A 14,502-nucleotide genomic window follows, 5' to 3' on the forward strand; every position below is an offset into this window, starting at 1 on the left:
CCTCAGCCGCCGGTACTGGCGCCCGCCGCGTTCAGCTTGCCGCCGGGGGCCGGCGCCTCGCTGCCCAGCAGATGGCCGTTGACCTCGATCCCGTACAGCGAATCCTCGCTGTCGTGATACTTGGCCCGCGTGGCCGCGACCGACTCGGTATAGCGCGGGTCCTGCGGGCGTTCATGCGCGTTCATGAAGTAGGCGACGTCCCAGGCTTCCTGGTCGCTCAGCATGCCGGCCTGTCCCAGCGGCATGTTGGCCTTGATGAAGCCGGCGGCGTTGCCGATCTGGTGCATGCCCGCGCCCCAGTTGAAGGAATCCGGACCCCACAGGGCCGGGAACACCCAGTGCTTGCCGTTCTTCTGGCCCTGGCCCTCGGCGCCGTGGCAGAGCGCGCAATATTGCGCGTAGACCTGGCTGCCGCGCACGTAGTCGGCCTTGCTGGCCGGCGGCGGCAGCTTGCGGTAGCCCTGGCCCTCCAGCTTGACGCCGGTGGGCGCCTTGCTGGCCAGCCAGAACATATAGGTCTGCAGGGCCGTGAGCGTGGGATCGTCGGCCGGCGGCGCCTTGCCGTTCATGCTGAAGCGGAAACAGCCCTGCAGGCGCTCGGCCAGCGTGTTGACGTGGCCGTTCTTGGCGCGATAGGCGGGATACAGCACGTAGGCGGCCCACATCGGGGCGGAATCGGGACGGCGGCCGGCGTCCAGGTGGCAGCTGACGCAGTTCAGGTCGTTGCCGACGAACTTGCCGGCCAGTTTCGGCGTGTGCAGGAAGATCTGCTCGCCTTCGCGCACGGCCTTGCCGAACTCGTCGTCGGGCAGGGACGCGGCCGAAGGCGGCGTGAACGAAGGACGCGGCTCGGCGGCCGACAGCGAGGCGGACGCGGCCAGGCCGGCGGCGGCGCAGAGCAGGCGCAGGGCGGTCATTGTTTTGCTCCGGTAGCGGCGGTGGAGGTGGCGGCCTTGGGCAGGCCGGCGTAGTAGGCGGAGACGGCGTCGATTTCGTCTTCCGAGAGGCGGGTCGCCACGGCCGGCATCAGGCCCAGCGGGCCGGGCGGGCGCTGGCCCTGGCGCCAGGCGCGCAATTGTCCGGCGAGATAGGCCGCGGGCTGGCCGGCCAGCGCGGGGAAATTCTGGCCCACGCCGATGCCGCCGGGTCCGTGGCACTGGTTGCAGGCGGGCACGTTCTTGTCCCAGGCGCCGCGGGTGGCCAGCCAGGCGCCGGTGTCGGCCGGCCTGGCCGGCTGCATGGCGGTGGCGGCCAGGCGGTCCAGGTCCAGCGGCGAGGGCAGTTCGGCGTAATAGCGCGCCACGGCTTCGCGTTGCGCGGGGTCCAGCGCCTTGGCCGTGGTGGCCATGACCGGGCTGACGCGCGAGCCGTTGGCCATGGCGTCGAGCTGCTCTTGCAGGTAGCTCGCGCCCATGCCGGCCAGCTGCGGGAAGCCGGCGGCCGGATTGCCTTCGCCGCGCGCGCCGTGGCAGGTGATACAGGCCGGCGCGCCGTTGGCGCCCTGCGTGCTGATCTGTTTGCCATCTGGCGCGCCCTGGGCGGCCGCCGAGGCGGCGTACAGCGCGCCCAGCATGAGCGCGCCGGATAAGGACCGTGGGGTCATGAAACCTGCTCCGTAGTGGTGAATCTGGTAATAAGCTAATTCCCCAAAATTATATAAATACTTGTGACGGATCAACACCAAAACGGTCGTTTGATGGCGTAACGCCTGGGGAAACGGTGTTCGGATTGGAACCTTCGCTTGCAGCATCCGGTAGGCGATTCGGGTAGCATCTCGCGGATTGATAACAAGGAGAATCCGATGCAGACGAACGAGATCGATCCCCCGCGCGTAGCCCTGGTGACCGGCGCCGGCACCGGCATAGGACGCGCGGTGGCGCTGGAATTCCTGGCGCAAGGCTATCGGGTCGTGCTGGCCGGACGCCGGCGCGATCCGCTCGAGGCAACCCGCACGGCGGCGGGCGAAGACGGGGTGAGGGCGCTGGTGGTGCCCACGGACGTATCGGACGAACAGGCGGTGCGCGAGCTCTTCGACGTCACGCAGCGGGAATACGGCCGCCTGGACGTGCTGTTCAACAACGCCGGGCGCGGCACGCCGGCCATGCCCATCGAAGAACTGCCGGTGGCGCTGTGGCGCGAGGTGGTGGACACCAACCTGACCGGCATGTTCCTGTGCGCGCAGGCCGCCATCCGCGTGATGAAGGCGCAGAATCCGCGCGGCGGGCGCATCATCAACAACGGCTCGATCTCGGCGCATGCGCCGCGGCCGTTCTCCATCGCCTATACCGCCACCAAGCACGCGGTGACGGGGCTGACCAAGTCGATTTCACTGGATTGCCGGCCGTACAACATCGCCTGCGGCCAGATCGACATCGGCAACGCGGCCACCGACATGACCGAGCGCATGGCCGCCGGCATTCTTCAGGCCGACGGCAGCACCAAGGTCGAGCCGCGCATGGACGTGGCCCATGTGGCCCAGGCGGTGGCGGCCATGGCGCGCCTGCCGCTGGACGCCAACGTGCAGTTCATGACCATCATGGCCACCAACATGCCTTTCGTCGGGCGCGGCTGATACCGGGCGCGGCGGGGCGCCGCGCCTTTGCAGCGACCCGTCAGTTCGAATCGACCTGGGCCAGCATCTGGCCCGGTTTCGTATCCAGGTAGCGCCGCGCGCCGACGTAGCGCTTGGCCCAATAGGAATTCTGCATTTCGTCCACGCGCACCTTGGTGCCGCGGCGCGGCGCATGCACGAACTTGTTCTGGCCGATATAAATGCCCACGTGCGAGGTCACGCCGCGTCCGCGGGTGGCGAAGAACACCAGGTCGCCGGGGCGCAGTTCTTTCTTGTTGCCGACCGACTCGCCGGCGGTGCGCTGGGCGCGCGCGGTGCGCGGCAGTTCCAGGCCGGCGATCTCGCGGAACACATACAGCACCAGCCCGCTGCAATCGAAACCTTCGGCGTCGTCGCCGCCCCAGCTGTAGGGGGTGCCGATGGCGTCCAGGCCGGCCTGCACCACGCGGTCGCGCAGGGTGGGCACGGTGGGTTCCTGGGCCAGGCGCAGGCCGTTGAGCGTCGGGCGGGCTTGTTCGGATCGCAGCGACGCCTGGGCGGCGTCGGGAATCCAGGAGAGCGTCAGGGCGATGATGGGCGCTGACAGGAATACGGGGATGCGGAATCGGGCAGTTCGGGCTTTTCGCGTGGGCGGCGTCATTACGTCACTTCAGAAATCGGAGTGGGCGGCATGGCTTTGCCTGGGCAGGCAAGCCGGCGGAAAGGGGGCGGTTCCGGGACGCATGACCCCGGATTGCCACGACATTGTAATGGAATAAAGTTTCATTACATTTGTAGTGCAATGCAGCATCGTTGTCGGCAGACGTTACCGGCCGCCGCCGTCCGCCGGCGCCGGAATATGACGCTCCCGGACACCCGCGCTCGGGCATAATCGGCGGGATATGCAAGGGAGCAGAACTCGATGATGAACGCAGTACATCCGTTGTCTTCCATGAACCGGCCGGACCCCGTGCCTTTCGAGCCGTTCCAGGATGCCGTGTCGGCGGTCGAGCGGCTGATCGAAATCTACTCGCGCAATACCGCGTTCCTGCGGGCGGCGTTTCACGACGTGCTCCAGGGCGCCGGCAACGGCCGCGCCCGCGTCCGCGCCTACTATCCCGCCATCCGCATCGTGGTCGAGACCTACGACCCGATCGACACCCGGCTTTCCTACGGCCACGTGGCCGAGCCCGGCATCTACCAGACCACCATCACGCAGCCGGCGCTGTTTCGCGACTACCTGATCGAGCAGGTCGGCCAGCTGCTGCAGAACCACCGCGTGGCGGTGGAAGTGGGCGAATCCGATTCGCCCATCCCGCTGCATTTCGCCTTTCCCGAGGGCGCCTACGTCGAAGGCGAGCACCTGGAGGCGCTGCGCCGGCCGCTGCGCGACCTGTTCGACGTGCCGGACCTGGCCGTGACCGACGACGCCATCGTCAACGGCTCGTGGCGCGGCAAAGAGGGCGAGCCCAAGCCGCTGGCGCCGTTCACCGCCCAGCGCGTGGATTATTCGCTGCACCGCTTGCAGCACTACACCTCGACCGCGCCGGCGCATTTCCAGAATTTCGTGCTGTTCACCAACTACCAGTTCTACGTCGACGAGTTCTGCGCGCGCGCCCGCGCGCTCATGGCCAGCGGCAACGAAGACTATGAAATGCTGGTGGAGCCGGGCAACCGCATCACGCGGCGCGGCGAAAGCGGGCCGGGCAACGAGGAGCAGGGCGTGCGGCTGCCGCAGATGCCGGCCTACCACCTGGTGCGCGGCGACCATTCCGGCATCACGCTGGTCAACATCGGCGTGGGCCCGTCCAACGCCAAGACCATCACCGACCACATCGCGGTGCTGCGGCCGCACGCCTGGCTGATGCTGGGCCATTGCGCCGGCCTGCGCGACTCGCAGAAGCTGGGCGACTACGTGCTGGCGCACGGTTACGTGCGCGAAGACCACGTGCTCGACGACGATCTGCCCACCTGGGTGCCGGTGCCGGCGCTGGCCGAAGTGCAGGTGGCGCTGGAGCAGGCGGTGGAAGAGGTGGCCGGGCTGTCGGGCTGGGACCTCAAGCGCATCATGCGCACCGGCACGGTCGCCACCATCGACAACCGCAACTGGGAGCTGCGCGACCACCTAGAACTGGTGGAGCGCTTCGCGCAATCGCGCGCCATCGCGCTGGACATGGAATCCGCCACCATCGCCGCCAACGGCTTTCGCTTCCGCGTGCCGTACGGCACCCTGCTGTGCGTGTCGGACAAGCCGCTGCACGGCGAACTGAAGCTGCCCGGCATGGCCAGCGCCTTCTACCGCCGCCAGGTGAACCAGCACCTGGAAATCGGCATCCGGGCGCTGGAGCGCCTGCGCGGCATGCCACCCGAACGGCTGCATTCGCGCAAGCTGCGCACCTTCATGGAAACCGCCTTCCAGTAGCCGCGCAGCGGGCCGCCGCCGGCGGCCCATTGATCCGTCCCCGAAGCACTTTCATTTCGCCAGTCGGGGCCGATTGCGCTATTCTCGCCGGTTGCTTGGAAATCCCCAGGCGCCGGCGCAACCCGCGCGGGCGCCTTCATGACCTGAAGGAATGCATTTTGGCAGCATCGGAACACGATGAACGCCGCGCCGGCGGCTCGCGCGCGACACAGGCCGGGCGGCCGTCGGAGCTGCGCCGCTCCCTGTCCGCGCGGCACCTGACGATGATCGCGGTGGGCGGCTCCATCGGCACCGGCCTGTTCGTGGCCTCGGGCGCGACCATTGCCAAGGCCGGCCCGGGCGGGGCGCTGCTGGGCTATGTGCTGATCGGGCTGATGGTGTATTTCCTGATGACCAGCCTGGGCGAACTGGCCGCCGCCATGCCGGTGTCGGGTTCGTTCTCGACCTACGGCGCGCGCTACGTGGAAGACGGCTTCGGCTTCGCGCTGGGCTGGAACTACTGGTACAACTGGGCGGTGACGGTGGCGGTGGACCTGGTGGCGGCCCAGCTCGTCATGGCGTACTGGTTTCCGGACGTGCCGGGCTTTTACTGGAGCGCCTTGTTCCTGCTGCTGACCTTCGGCCTGAACGCGATGTCGGCGCGCGGCTTCGGCGAAGCGGAATTCTGGTTCGCGCTGATCAAGGTGATCGCGGTGCTGGCCTTCGTGGCCATGGGCGTGATGATGCTGCTGGGCATCATCCGCGGCGGCGAGGCCGGAGGGCTGGAGAACTGGACCGTGGGCGACGCGCCGTTCGCGGGCGGCTTCGCCGCGCTGATCGGCGTGGCCATGGTGGTGGGCTTTTCGTTCCAGGGCACCGAACTGATCGGCATCGCCGCCGGCGAGTCCAAGGACCCGGCGCGCAACCTGCCGCGCGCGGTGCGCCAGGTGTTCTGGCGCATTCTGCTGTTCTACGTGATGGCCATCCTGGTGATCGGCCTGCTCATTCCCTATACCGACCCGCACCTGCTGCGCAACGAAGTCGAGGACATCAGCGTCAGCCCGTTCGCCCTGATCTTCGAACGCGCCGGCCTGCTGGGCGCGGCCTCGGTCATGAACGCCGTGGTGCTGACCTCGGTGCTGTCGGCCGGTAACTCCGGCATGTACGCGGCCACGCGCATGCTCTACAGCCTGGCCCGCGAGGGCAAGGCCCCGCGCATCTTCGGCCGCATCTCGCGCACCGGCGTGCCGCTGTGGGCGCTGCTGGCCACCACGGCCGTCGCCGCGCTGTGCTTCTTCACCTTCCTGTTCAGCCCCAACGCCGTCTACATCTGGCTGCTGAACACCTCGGGCATGACGGGCTTCATCGCCTGGCTGGGCATCGCCATCAGCCACTACCGCTTCCGCCGCGGCTACCTCAAGCAGGGCCACAACCTCGCGGACCTGCCGTACGTGTCGCCGTTCTTCCCGTTCGGCCCGATCTTCGCCTTCGTGCTGTGCCTGGTCATCACGCTGGGCCAGAACTACCAGGCCTTTCTGCAGGACCGGATCGACTGGGGCGGCGTGGTCGCGACCTATATCGGCATCCCGCTGTTCCTGCTGATCTGGGCCGGCTACCGCCTGGCCCGCGGCTCGCGCTTCGTCAGCTACCGCGACATGAAATTCCCGGACGCCCGCGCCCGCAGCGAGTATCTGGACTCGGCCCTGCGCGGCGAGCCGGCGGCGGGGGAGGCGCGCTGAGGCAGGGGTGGATCGAACCCGGGCCGGCATGGCCTGGACGCCGCTGTCCTTAGGGATGAGCGGATTCCCACGGATTGATGATATCGAGGCCGTGGTGTTGAAAGTCCCGCTCGTTGCGCGTGACCAGTGTCAGTCTGTGCGTAAATGCGGTGGCCGCAAGCAAACTGTCTATGGCGGGCATCGCCCGCCCGGCCTGGGCCATCAGGCGTCCCCAGCAGTCCGCTACCGCTTCGTCAACGGCCAGCACGCGCCCACTGAAGAATCGGGGCAGCTCGACCTCCAGCCAATCCAGGTAGCGGCGCTTTCGGTCGTCATCCGGCATCTGCTCTATGCCTTTGCGCAGCTCCCCCAGCGTCAGTACGGATAGGAACAACGCCGTGGGTGGGCAATTCTCCATCCAGCCGACCACGTTGCCATCCGGTTGTTTCCGGCGCAATTCCGATAGGACATTGGTGTCGATCAGATAGCTCAAAGTCCTTCCTCGCGGGTCAGGCTGCGGTCACGGGAAAAGTCCAGATCTTCGTCTCCGGCCAGCGGAGATCGGCGCATGAAGGCGACGAGAGATTCTCCGGTGCCTGCAAGCTTGTCGTAGTCGGCCCGGGAAAGGACGATCGCCACAGATCGACCGTGGACGGTAATTTCCTGCGGACCTTGGCTTGCGGCCGCCTTGACGAGTTCGGACAAGCGGGATTTAGCTTCCTGCATTTGCCAGGCATGCATACCTACCTCCTGGTTCTGACTAGACTAGTCAGATTTTAACGGCTATCCCCGAGTGCGCCAATCAAGTGGCGAGCGGCTGCTCGTCCAGATTGAAAATGCGCCGCATCGGCGTCCATTTCTCCCCAGGAGGCGTCCACGGCGTCGGCGCCTGGAAGGTCCACATCAGCGCTTCCCATTCCCGCAGCCGGGTGTCGCTCCCGGCGGACCGCGCCATGGCCTCGGGGTCGTATACGGCGTCGTCGGTGTCCATCACCATCACCATGCGGGTGCCCAGGCGGTAGATCTCCATGCCCAGCACGCCGTGGCGGCGCAGGTGCGCCGCCACTTCGGGCCAGATGCGGCGGTGGTGGGCTTCGTACTGCGCGATCGATCCGGCGTCGTCGCGCAGGTCCAGCGCGTAGCAATGGCGCATGGCTGTCTCGTTCAGGTCAGGGCGCGGTCCAGGTGGGTGTAGCCGCCGTCGACGAAGAGCCACTGGCCGGTGGTGTGGGACGCGCGGTCCGACAGCAGGAATACGACGGTGTCGGCGATTTCGTCGGACGTGGTCATGCGGCGTTCCAGGGGGATTCTGGACACGATGTCCGCCAGTTTGCGCGGCGGATCGTCGAAGCCGTCCAACCAGCGCCGATACAGTGGGGTCATGACTTCGGCCGGCGCCACGGCGTTGACGCGCACGCCGTGTTGGGCCAGCGCCGCGGCCCATTCGCGCGTGAGCGAGAGTTGCGCGCCCTTGGATGCGCAATAGCCGCTGGTGCCGCCCTGGCCGGTCACCGCGGTCTTGGACGAAATATTGACGATGGCGCCGCGGCTTGCCTTCAGGTGGGCGAGGCAGTGGTGGGCCATCACGTAGTAGTGGATCAGGTTCGCTTCCAGCGAGCGCACGAAGGCTGCGCGTCCGGCGTCCAGACCCACGCCGTCGTTGACGCCGGCATTGTTGACCAGCCCATCGATGCGTCCGCATGCGGCGGCGGCCTGTTCGACCGCGTCGCGGCAGGCCGCCTCGTCGGTCAGGTCGAACAGGAAGCAGCGCGCCTTCGGCTGCAGGCCCAGCAACTCGCGCTCGAATGCGCGCGTCATCGGGCGCTTGCCGCAGATCAGCGGAATCGCGCCTTCTTGCGCCAGGCGCAGCGATATCGCCGCGCCGATGCCGCTGGCGCCGCCGGTGACGAAGATGGTCTTGTCTTGCAGGTGCAGGTCCATGGAAGCCTCGCTCTTCGGAAAGGTCAGGTCAGGCCGTAGCACGCCGCGGCGGCGCCGCCCCATAGCGCGGCCCGTTCGTCGGCCGACAGGCGGTCGCGCGCCCAGTCCTCCACGATTTGGTGGGCCTCGCCATAGGCGCCGGCAAGCAGGCAGACCGGCCAGTCCGAGCCGTACATCAGCCGGCGCGGTCCGAAGACGCCCAAGGCGGCGTCCAGACAGCGGATGATGTCGGCCCTGTCCGTGGCTTGCAGGCCGCGCCGCCAGTCAGCCTCGGTGACCAGGCCGGACAGCTTGCACGCGACGTGCCCCATGTCCCGGAACTTGTCTAGCGAGGCGCGCCAGCGGGCATGGGCGCCGGCGTCCGAGGCCATGGCCGCCAGGGGCGGCTTGCCCAGGTGGTCCAGCACCAGCCAGTGCGCGTCATGCCGGGCGCAAAAGGCCGCGGCGGCGTCCATCTGAGGGCTGCGCACCAGCACGTCATAGGCATGGCCCCGGGCCTGCAGCAACGCGATGCCGCGCCGCACCGCCGGCGAGGCCAGGAAGGCGTCGGCATCGAGCTCGTCCTGCACCTGATGCCGCAGGCCGCACAGGCGCGGCGTGCCGCGCCAGGCTTCCAATTGCGCCTCCAGGTCGCCGGCGGCTAGGTCCGCCCAGCCGACCACGCCGCGTATCCAGCCGTGCCGGCGCGCCAGCTCCAGCAGAAAATCGGTTTCGGCGATGCTGCCGCGCGCCTGCACCGCCACGACGCCGTCCAGCCCGGCCGCCTGCAAGGCGGGCAGCAGGTCGGCCGGGTTTCTGTCCTGCCTGAGCGCGGGCATGTCGGCGCCGATCCAGGGATGGTCTTCGGCCGAGTAGCGCCAGAAATGCACGTGCGCGTCGATGCGCGGCGGGACGGCGGGCGTGGCCATGGTTCAGGGGCGGTGCCGGTACCGCTCCAGCGATTCGGGTTTCATCTCGATCGAGAAACCGGGGGCGCGCGGCGGCATATAGGCGGCATTGCGTATGACGCAGGGGTCGATGAAGTGCTCGTGCAGATGGTCCACGTATTCGGTCACGCGGCCGGCGCGCGTCCCGCTGACGCAGACATAGTCGATCATGGACAGGTGCTGCACGTACTCGCACAGCCCCACGCCGCCGGCATGGGGGCACACCGGCAGGCCATACTTGGCGGCCAGCAGCAGCACCAGCAGCACTTCGTTGACGCCGCCCAGCCGGCATGCGTCGACCTGCACGATGTCGATGGCGCCCCGCATGATCATCTGCTTGAACAGGATGCGGTTCTGGCACATCTCGCCGCTGGCGACCTTGATGGGCGCGACGCCCAGCTTCACGGCGCGGTGGCCTTCCACGTCGTCGGGGCTGGTGGGCTCCTCGATGAACCAGGGCTTGGCGAAGGCCAGCTGGCGCACCCAGTCTATGGCCTGGCCGACTTCCCATACCTGGTTGGCGTCGAGCATCAGGTGCCGGTGCGGCCCCAACGCTTCGCGGGCGATCGTCACGCGCCGGATGTCGGCGTGCAGATCGCGGCCCACCTTGAGCTTGATGTGATTGAAGCCGCTGGCCAGGGCTTCATGGCACAGGCGCCGCAGCTTGGCGTCGTCATAGCCCAGCCAGCCGGCCGAGGTGGTGTAGCAGGGATAGCCCTCGCGTTCCAGCGTGCGTATGCGCTGCGTCTTGCCGGCTTCCTGCCGGCGCAGCAGGACCAGCGCCTCCTGCTGCGTGATGCCGTCGGTCATGTAGCGGAAATCCAGGGCGCGCACGAACGCCTCGGGCGAGAGATCCGCGACCAGGCGCCACAGCGGCTTGCCCTCGGCCTTGGCCCACAGGTCCCAGGCCGCGTTGACCACCGCCGCGGTGGCCAGGTGGATCGCGCCCTTGTCCGGACCGATCCAGCGCAGCTGGCTGTCCGAGGTGACGTGGCGCCAGAAACCGCCCATGTCGGCGCGTATCGAGTCCAGGCTCAGGCCTTCCACCAGGTGCCGCAGGGCCTTGATCGCGGCGCAGCAGATTTCGTTGCCGCGGCCGATGGTGAAGGTGAGCCCGTGGCCTTCGAGCCCGGGCTGGTCGGTCTCCAGGATCACGTAGGCCGCGGAATAGTCCGGATCGGGATTCATCGCGTCCGAGCCGTCCAGCTGGCGGGAGGTCGGAAAACGCAGGTCCAGCACACGCATGGATCGGATTCTGGTCATGGTCGCCCCATGGGGAAGTTGCGCAAGCGGTCGTGGGTCATTGCTGGTTTTCGCCCGTGAGCTTGGCCACCATCAGCGCGCCCAGGATGATGGCGCCGTAGATGGCCTGGATCCAGAATGACGGCACCTGGGCCAGCGTCAGCAGGTTCTGCACCATGCCCAGCAGCAGCACCCCGCACAGCGCGCCGAACATGCCGCCCTTGCCGCCGTCCAGCGATACGCCGCCGATGACCGCCGCGGCGAAGACAGTGAAGATCATGCCGTTGCCCTGGTTGGCGTTGATGGCGCCCACATAGCCGGTCAGGATCAGTCCGCCCAGGGCGGCCAGCGTTCCGGCCAGCGTGAAGACGCCCCAGGTGACGCGGTCCACGTTGATGCCCGCCGCGCGCGCCGCCGGCGCGTTGCCGCCGATCGCGTACACGGCGCGTCCCAGACGGTGGTAGCGCAGCATGACGCCGGCCGCCGCGAAAACCAATGCCGCTAGCCACACCGACCAGGGCAGGCCCAGCAGCGTAGAGGAAGCCAGCGCGAAAAACGGCTGCGGCATGTCGAACAGCGTGCTGCCGCGGGTCGCGCCCACGAGCATGCCGCGCAGCACGATCAGCATCGCCAGCGTGACGATGAAGGCGTTGAGCCGCAGCTTGACCACGAGCAGGCCGTTGAGCAGGCCGACGCAGGCGCCGGTCAGCAGCGTCGCCGCCAGGCCCGCCGCGACCGGCAGCTCCGTGCCGAAGCCGCCCGCGGCCGCGGGGATGACCAGCATCGCACCTATGGCCGGCGCGAAGCCGACGGTGGACTCGACGGACAGGTCGAACTTGCCGGTCAGGATGATCAGGGTTTCGGCCACCACCACCAGCGCCAGCGCGGCCGAGGCGCCCAGGATGCCGATCAGGTTGTCGCGCGTCAGGAAGCTGGGGCTGACCAGCGCGCCCAGCACGAACAGGATGACCAGGGCCGGAATCAGGGCGAAGTCGCGCAGCCATCCCAGGCCGGGCCGGCCGCCCAGGCGCCTGCCCGTGGCGTGGATCGTCGGCTCGGGGCTGGCGTGCGCCGCCATGGCGGAATCAGTTTTCATGCAGGCTGACTCCTTCGATGCGGGCGATCAGTTCGCTGTCGTTCCAACCGGCCGCGAATTCGGCCGTGACCTCGCCGCGCGTCATCACCAGCACGCGGTCGCAGATGCGCAGGTCGTCGAGCTCGCTGCTCGACAGCAGGATGGCCTTGCCTTCCTGCCTGACCGCGTCCACCGCGGCCAGCAGGGCTTCCTTGGACTTGATGTCCACGCCGACCGTGGGGTCGATCAGCACCAGCACGTCCGGCGTATTGGCCAGCGCGCGCGCCATGACGACCTTCTGCTGGTTGCCGCCCGACAGGCCCGAAACGATCTGCCCGGGGCCGCTGGCCGCGATGTCCAGCGCATCGATCGCCGCCTGGGCCGACTGCCGCTTGCGCCGCGGGCAAATGAAGCCGAACCGGCCCAGCCGGCCCGGGATGGTCATGGTTGCGTTCTCGCCGACCGACTGCGTCAGCACCAGGCCTTCCTGGTGCCGGTCCCGGGGCACGCAGCCCACGCCGCGCGCCAGCGCCGCCGCCACGTTTCCCGGCGGCAGGGCTTCGTCACGCACCGTGATCGTGCCGCCGGCCGCGCGCCGGAGACCGGCGACCGTCTCGGCCACGCCGCTGCGGCCGCTGCTGGCGCTGCCGACCAGGCCCACGATTTCCTTGCTGCGCACCAGCAGGCTGACGTTGGCGAAGTCGGCGCCGTGCAGGCCGCGCACGTCCAGCACCACGGGCGAGCGGAGCTGGCGCGGGCGTCCGGCCGCGTCCGGAATCTGCAGGCCGCCGCGTTCGCCCGTCATCGCTTCGATCAGCGTTTCCTTGGGCAGCTCGGCCACCGGCAGGGTCAGGATATGGCGCGCGTCGCGCAGCACCGTCGCGGTCTGGCAGATTTCGTAGGTTTCCTGCAGATGGTGCGAGATGAACAGAAAGGTGACGCCGCCGTCCTGCAGGTCGCGTATGCGGCGGAACAGGCGCTTGATTTCCTCGCCGTCCAGCTGGGCCGTGGGCTCGTCCAGGATGATGAAGCGCGCGCCGTGCGACAGCGCGCACGCGATCTCGACCAGCTGGCGCGCCTCGACGCTCAGGTCGCCGGCCCGCGCGTCTTCGTGCACGTCTATCTGCCAGGCGTCGAGCAGGTCGCGCGCCTGGCGGCGCAGCGCCTTCCAGTCGATCAGGCCGCCGCGCAGCGGCTGGCGGTTGATGAAGAGGTTTTCGGCGACGCTCAGGCCTTTGATGATGGTCGAGTGCTGGTACACGCAGGCGACCTGCCGGCGCCACGCGATGCTGTCGGCCAGCGGCGGAGCCGGCTGCCCGTTGAAGGCGATGGCGCCGGCGTCGGGCCGGCGCAGGCCGGTCAGCATGGAGACCAGCGTCGACTTGCCGGCCCCGTTGCGTCCGAGCAGCGCGTGCGATTCGCCGGGCATCACGGTCAGGCTCACGTCGCGCAGCGCGTACGTGGCGCCGAACCGTTTCGACAGCCCGCGTGCCTGCATCACGGGCGTCGGCTGCCGCGCGCTCATTGCTGGTTGGCCCACAGCGACTGGTCGTCGACGTTCTGCCGGGTCACCAAGGGCGCGGGAAGCTGGTCTTCAAGCACCCCGGGCAGGACTTCGACCACCACGCTGCCGTGGTCGGTCCGACCGGGCTTGAACGCCTGGCCCGCCATCGCGGCCTTGACGTAATAGAGCCCGAATTTGGCGTACAGGTCGGCCGGCTGCGACAGGGTGGCGTCGATATGGCCCTTGCGGATCGCGTCGTACTCCTGCGCGATGCCGTCGTTGCTGATGATGACGATATGCCTGGCGTCGCCGGCCGGATGCAGCAGACCCTTGCGCCGCAAGGTCTGCAGGGTCGGCGCCAGGTACACGCCGCCGGCGTGCATGTAGATGCCCTTCAGGTCCGGATTGGCCGACAGCAGGCTGTCCAGGGCCGCGGCGGCCGCGTCGGACTTCCAGCCGGCGGGGATCTCCAGCACCGTCAGGGCGGGGTAGTCTTTCATGCAGGCGCGGAAGGCTTCGGCGCGGTCGCGTCCGTTGACCGAGGCCAGGTCGCCCATGATCTGCACCACCTTCCCCGATTTCACGTGCTCGCCCAGGTATTGGCAGGACTTGGTGCCATAGGCGCGGTTGTCCGCGCGCACCACGATGGCCACCTTGCCCTTGGTGGGAGCCACGTCCACGGCGACGACGGGCACGTTCTTCTGTTCCGCCAGCTCCAGCGCGCGGCTGATGGCGGCCGAATCCAGCGGCGCGACCACCAGCCCCTTGGCGCCGAGATTGAGCAGGTTGGAGACGTCGGTGATCTGCTGGGCCGGGTCCTGGTTGGAATTGACCGGCGCCAGGATGTCGGCCTCGAGCTGCTTGGCGAACTGCAGGACGTAGCCGTTGTACGCCTGCCAGAACGGCGAGGTCAGCATCGGCAGGTTGACGCCGATCCTGTCCGCGGCCGCGGCGTGCGCGATGCCTGCGGCGGGCGCGGCCAATGCGATGGCCAATATCAGTCGTTGGAGAAAACGCGGGCGCGGCGCCCGCGCCGGGATGGCGCGCAATGCTTTCATGATCTGGTCTCCGCAGATGCCGCCGTTGTCGCAGGGGATGCGTAGCAAGCGCCGTGATCCAGCGGCCAGTCACAGCTTTATTTGCT

Annotated in this window: 15 protein-coding genes; 3 read left to right on the plus strand and 12 right to left on the minus strand. The window is 68.3% G+C overall.

The genetic code is table 11. The annotated features are described in order from the left end of the window. Positions 1-2: 2 nt before the first annotated feature. Entirely contained in the window at positions 3-917 is a 915-nt protein-coding gene (locus AC1M14_RS12685) for a c-type cytochrome (RefSeq protein WP_479731709.1), read from the minus strand. Next, positions 914-1,603 carry a c-type cytochrome gene (locus AC1M14_RS12690; protein ID WP_479731710.1) on the minus strand — a complete coding sequence of 230 codons (690 nt, stop codon included), beginning with the start codon at positions 1,601-1,603 and terminating at the stop codon, positions 914-916. The genes AC1M14_RS12685 and AC1M14_RS12690 overlap by 4 nt, the downstream gene beginning before the upstream one ends. 198 nt (positions 1,604-1,801) lie before the next feature. Here AC1M14_RS12690 and AC1M14_RS12695 point away from each other — a divergent pair, with 198 nt between their 5' ends. Further along, positions 1,802-2,572 (plus strand): SDR family oxidoreductase, encoded by a 771-nt coding sequence (locus tag AC1M14_RS12695; protein WP_479731711.1) that lies wholly within the window; start codon positions 1,802-1,804, stop codon positions 2,570-2,572. Positions 2,573-2,612: 40 nt separating this feature from the next. On the opposite strand, the gene AC1M14_RS12700 is transcribed toward AC1M14_RS12695, so the two are convergent. Continuing rightward, a complete protein-coding gene (locus AC1M14_RS12700) occupies positions 2,613-3,212 on the minus strand; it encodes a C40 family peptidase (protein WP_102771329.1) in 600 nt (199 codons plus the stop codon). 261 nt (positions 3,213-3,473) lie between these two features. Here AC1M14_RS12700 and AC1M14_RS12705 point away from each other — a divergent pair, with 261 nt between their 5' ends. Continuing rightward, positions 3,474-4,973: an AMP nucleosidase gene (locus AC1M14_RS12705; RefSeq protein WP_440130614.1), complete on the plus strand. Its 1,500-nt coding sequence runs from the start codon at positions 3,474-3,476 to the stop codon at positions 4,971-4,973. A gap of 230 nt (positions 4,974-5,203) precedes the next feature. Continuing rightward, a complete protein-coding gene (locus tag AC1M14_RS12710) occupies positions 5,204-6,691 on the plus strand; it encodes an amino acid permease (RefSeq protein ID WP_246842422.1) in 1,488 nt (495 codons plus the stop codon). Between the two features lie 49 nt (positions 6,692-6,740). Here AC1M14_RS12710 and AC1M14_RS12715 read toward each other — a convergent pair whose 3' ends face one another. From AC1M14_RS12715 to AC1M14_RS12755, 9 genes are all read right to left on the minus strand, one after another. Beyond that, positions 6,741-7,163: a PIN domain-containing protein gene (locus tag AC1M14_RS12715; RefSeq protein WP_479731712.1), complete on the minus strand. Its 423-nt coding sequence runs from the start codon at positions 7,161-7,163 to the stop codon at positions 6,741-6,743. After that, complete coding sequence (locus AC1M14_RS12720; RefSeq protein ID WP_479731713.1) at positions 7,160-7,411, minus strand: type II toxin-antitoxin system Phd/YefM family antitoxin; 252 nt, start codon at positions 7,409-7,411, stop codon at positions 7,160-7,162. The genes AC1M14_RS12715 and AC1M14_RS12720 overlap by 4 nt, the downstream gene beginning before the upstream one ends. A gap of 61 nt (positions 7,412-7,472) precedes the next feature. Beyond that, positions 7,473-7,823 carry an L-rhamnose mutarotase gene (locus tag AC1M14_RS12725; RefSeq protein ID WP_102771326.1) on the minus strand — a complete coding sequence of 117 codons (351 nt, stop codon included), beginning with the start codon at positions 7,821-7,823 and terminating at the stop codon, positions 7,473-7,475. Positions 7,824-7,834: 11 nt separating this feature from the next. Beyond that, a complete protein-coding gene (locus AC1M14_RS12730) occupies positions 7,835-8,611 on the minus strand; it encodes an SDR family oxidoreductase (RefSeq protein ID WP_479731800.1) in 777 nt (258 codons plus the stop codon). A 23-nt stretch (positions 8,612-8,634) separates the two neighbouring features. Then, the gene (locus tag AC1M14_RS12735) at positions 8,635-9,519 is read right to left on the minus strand and encodes an L-fucono-1,5-lactonase (RefSeq protein ID WP_479731714.1); all 885 of its coding nucleotides are present in this window, start codon (positions 9,517-9,519) and stop codon (positions 8,635-8,637) included. A 3-nt stretch (positions 9,520-9,522) separates the two neighbouring features. Continuing rightward, positions 9,523-10,800: an L-fuconate dehydratase gene (locus AC1M14_RS12740; protein ID WP_479731715.1), complete on the minus strand. Its 1,278-nt coding sequence runs from the start codon at positions 10,798-10,800 to the stop codon at positions 9,523-9,525. 37 nt (positions 10,801-10,837) lie between these two features. Continuing rightward, positions 10,838-11,857 carry an ABC transporter permease gene (locus tag AC1M14_RS12745; RefSeq protein ID WP_479731801.1) on the minus strand — a complete coding sequence of 340 codons (1,020 nt, stop codon included), beginning with the start codon at positions 11,855-11,857 and terminating at the stop codon, positions 10,838-10,840. A gap of 7 nt (positions 11,858-11,864) precedes the next feature. Then, a complete protein-coding gene (locus AC1M14_RS12750; protein WP_479731716.1) occupies positions 11,865-13,379 on the minus strand; it encodes a sugar ABC transporter ATP-binding protein in 1,515 nt (504 codons plus the stop codon). Beyond that, complete coding sequence (locus AC1M14_RS12755) at positions 13,376-14,416, minus strand: sugar ABC transporter substrate-binding protein (protein ID WP_479731717.1); 1,041 nt, start codon at positions 14,414-14,416, stop codon at positions 13,376-13,378. Before AC1M14_RS12755 ends, AC1M14_RS12750 begins: the two co-directional genes overlap by 4 nt. Positions 14,417-14,502: the final 86 nt, after the last annotated feature.

It is taken from the genome of Achromobacter sp. SX5 (assembly GCF_056711425.1).

Bases quoted from the DNA above. Each gene is read 5' to 3' on its own strand.
- AC1M14_RS12700 (WP_102771329.1), bottom strand. From the start codon at position 3,212: ATGACGCCGCCCACGCGAAAAGCCCGAACTGCCCGATTCCGCATCCCC.
- AC1M14_RS12745 (WP_479731801.1), bottom strand. From the start codon at position 11,857: ATGGCGGCGCACGCCAGCCCCGAGCCGACGATCCACGCCACGGGCAGG.
- AC1M14_RS12750 (WP_479731716.1), bottom strand. From the start codon at position 13,379: ATGAGCGCGCGGCAGCCGACGCCCGTGATGCAGGCACGCGGGCTGTCG.
- AC1M14_RS12705 (WP_440130614.1), top strand. From the start codon at position 3,474: ATGATGAACGCAGTACATCCGTTGTCTTCCATGAACCGGCCGGACCCC.
- AC1M14_RS12695 (WP_479731711.1), top strand. From the start codon at position 1,802: ATGCAGACGAACGAGATCGATCCCCCGCGCGTAGCCCTGGTGACCGGC.
- AC1M14_RS12720 (WP_479731713.1), bottom strand. From the start codon at position 7,411: ATGCATGCCTGGCAAATGCAGGAAGCTAAATCCCGCTTGTCCGAACTC.
- AC1M14_RS12725 (WP_102771326.1), bottom strand. From the start codon at position 7,823: ATGCGCCATTGCTACGCGCTGGACCTGCGCGACGACGCCGGATCGATC.
- AC1M14_RS12735 (WP_479731714.1), bottom strand. From the start codon at position 9,519: ATGGCCACGCCCGCCGTCCCGCCGCGCATCGACGCGCACGTGCATTTC.
- AC1M14_RS12730 (WP_479731800.1), bottom strand. From the start codon at position 8,611: ATGGACCTGCACCTGCAAGACAAGACCATCTTCGTCACCGGCGGCGCC.
- AC1M14_RS12685 (WP_479731709.1), bottom strand. From the start codon at position 917: ATGACCGCCCTGCGCCTGCTCTGCGCCGCCGCCGGCCTGGCCGCGTCC.
- AC1M14_RS12755 (WP_479731717.1), bottom strand. From the start codon at position 14,416: ATGAAAGCATTGCGCGCCATCCCGGCGCGGGCGCCGCGCCCGCGTTTT.
- AC1M14_RS12740 (WP_479731715.1), bottom strand. From the start codon at position 10,800: ATGACCAGAATCCGATCCATGCGTGTGCTGGACCTGCGTTTTCCGACC.
- AC1M14_RS12690 (WP_479731710.1), bottom strand. From the start codon at position 1,603: ATGACCCCACGGTCCTTATCCGGCGCGCTCATGCTGGGCGCGCTGTAC.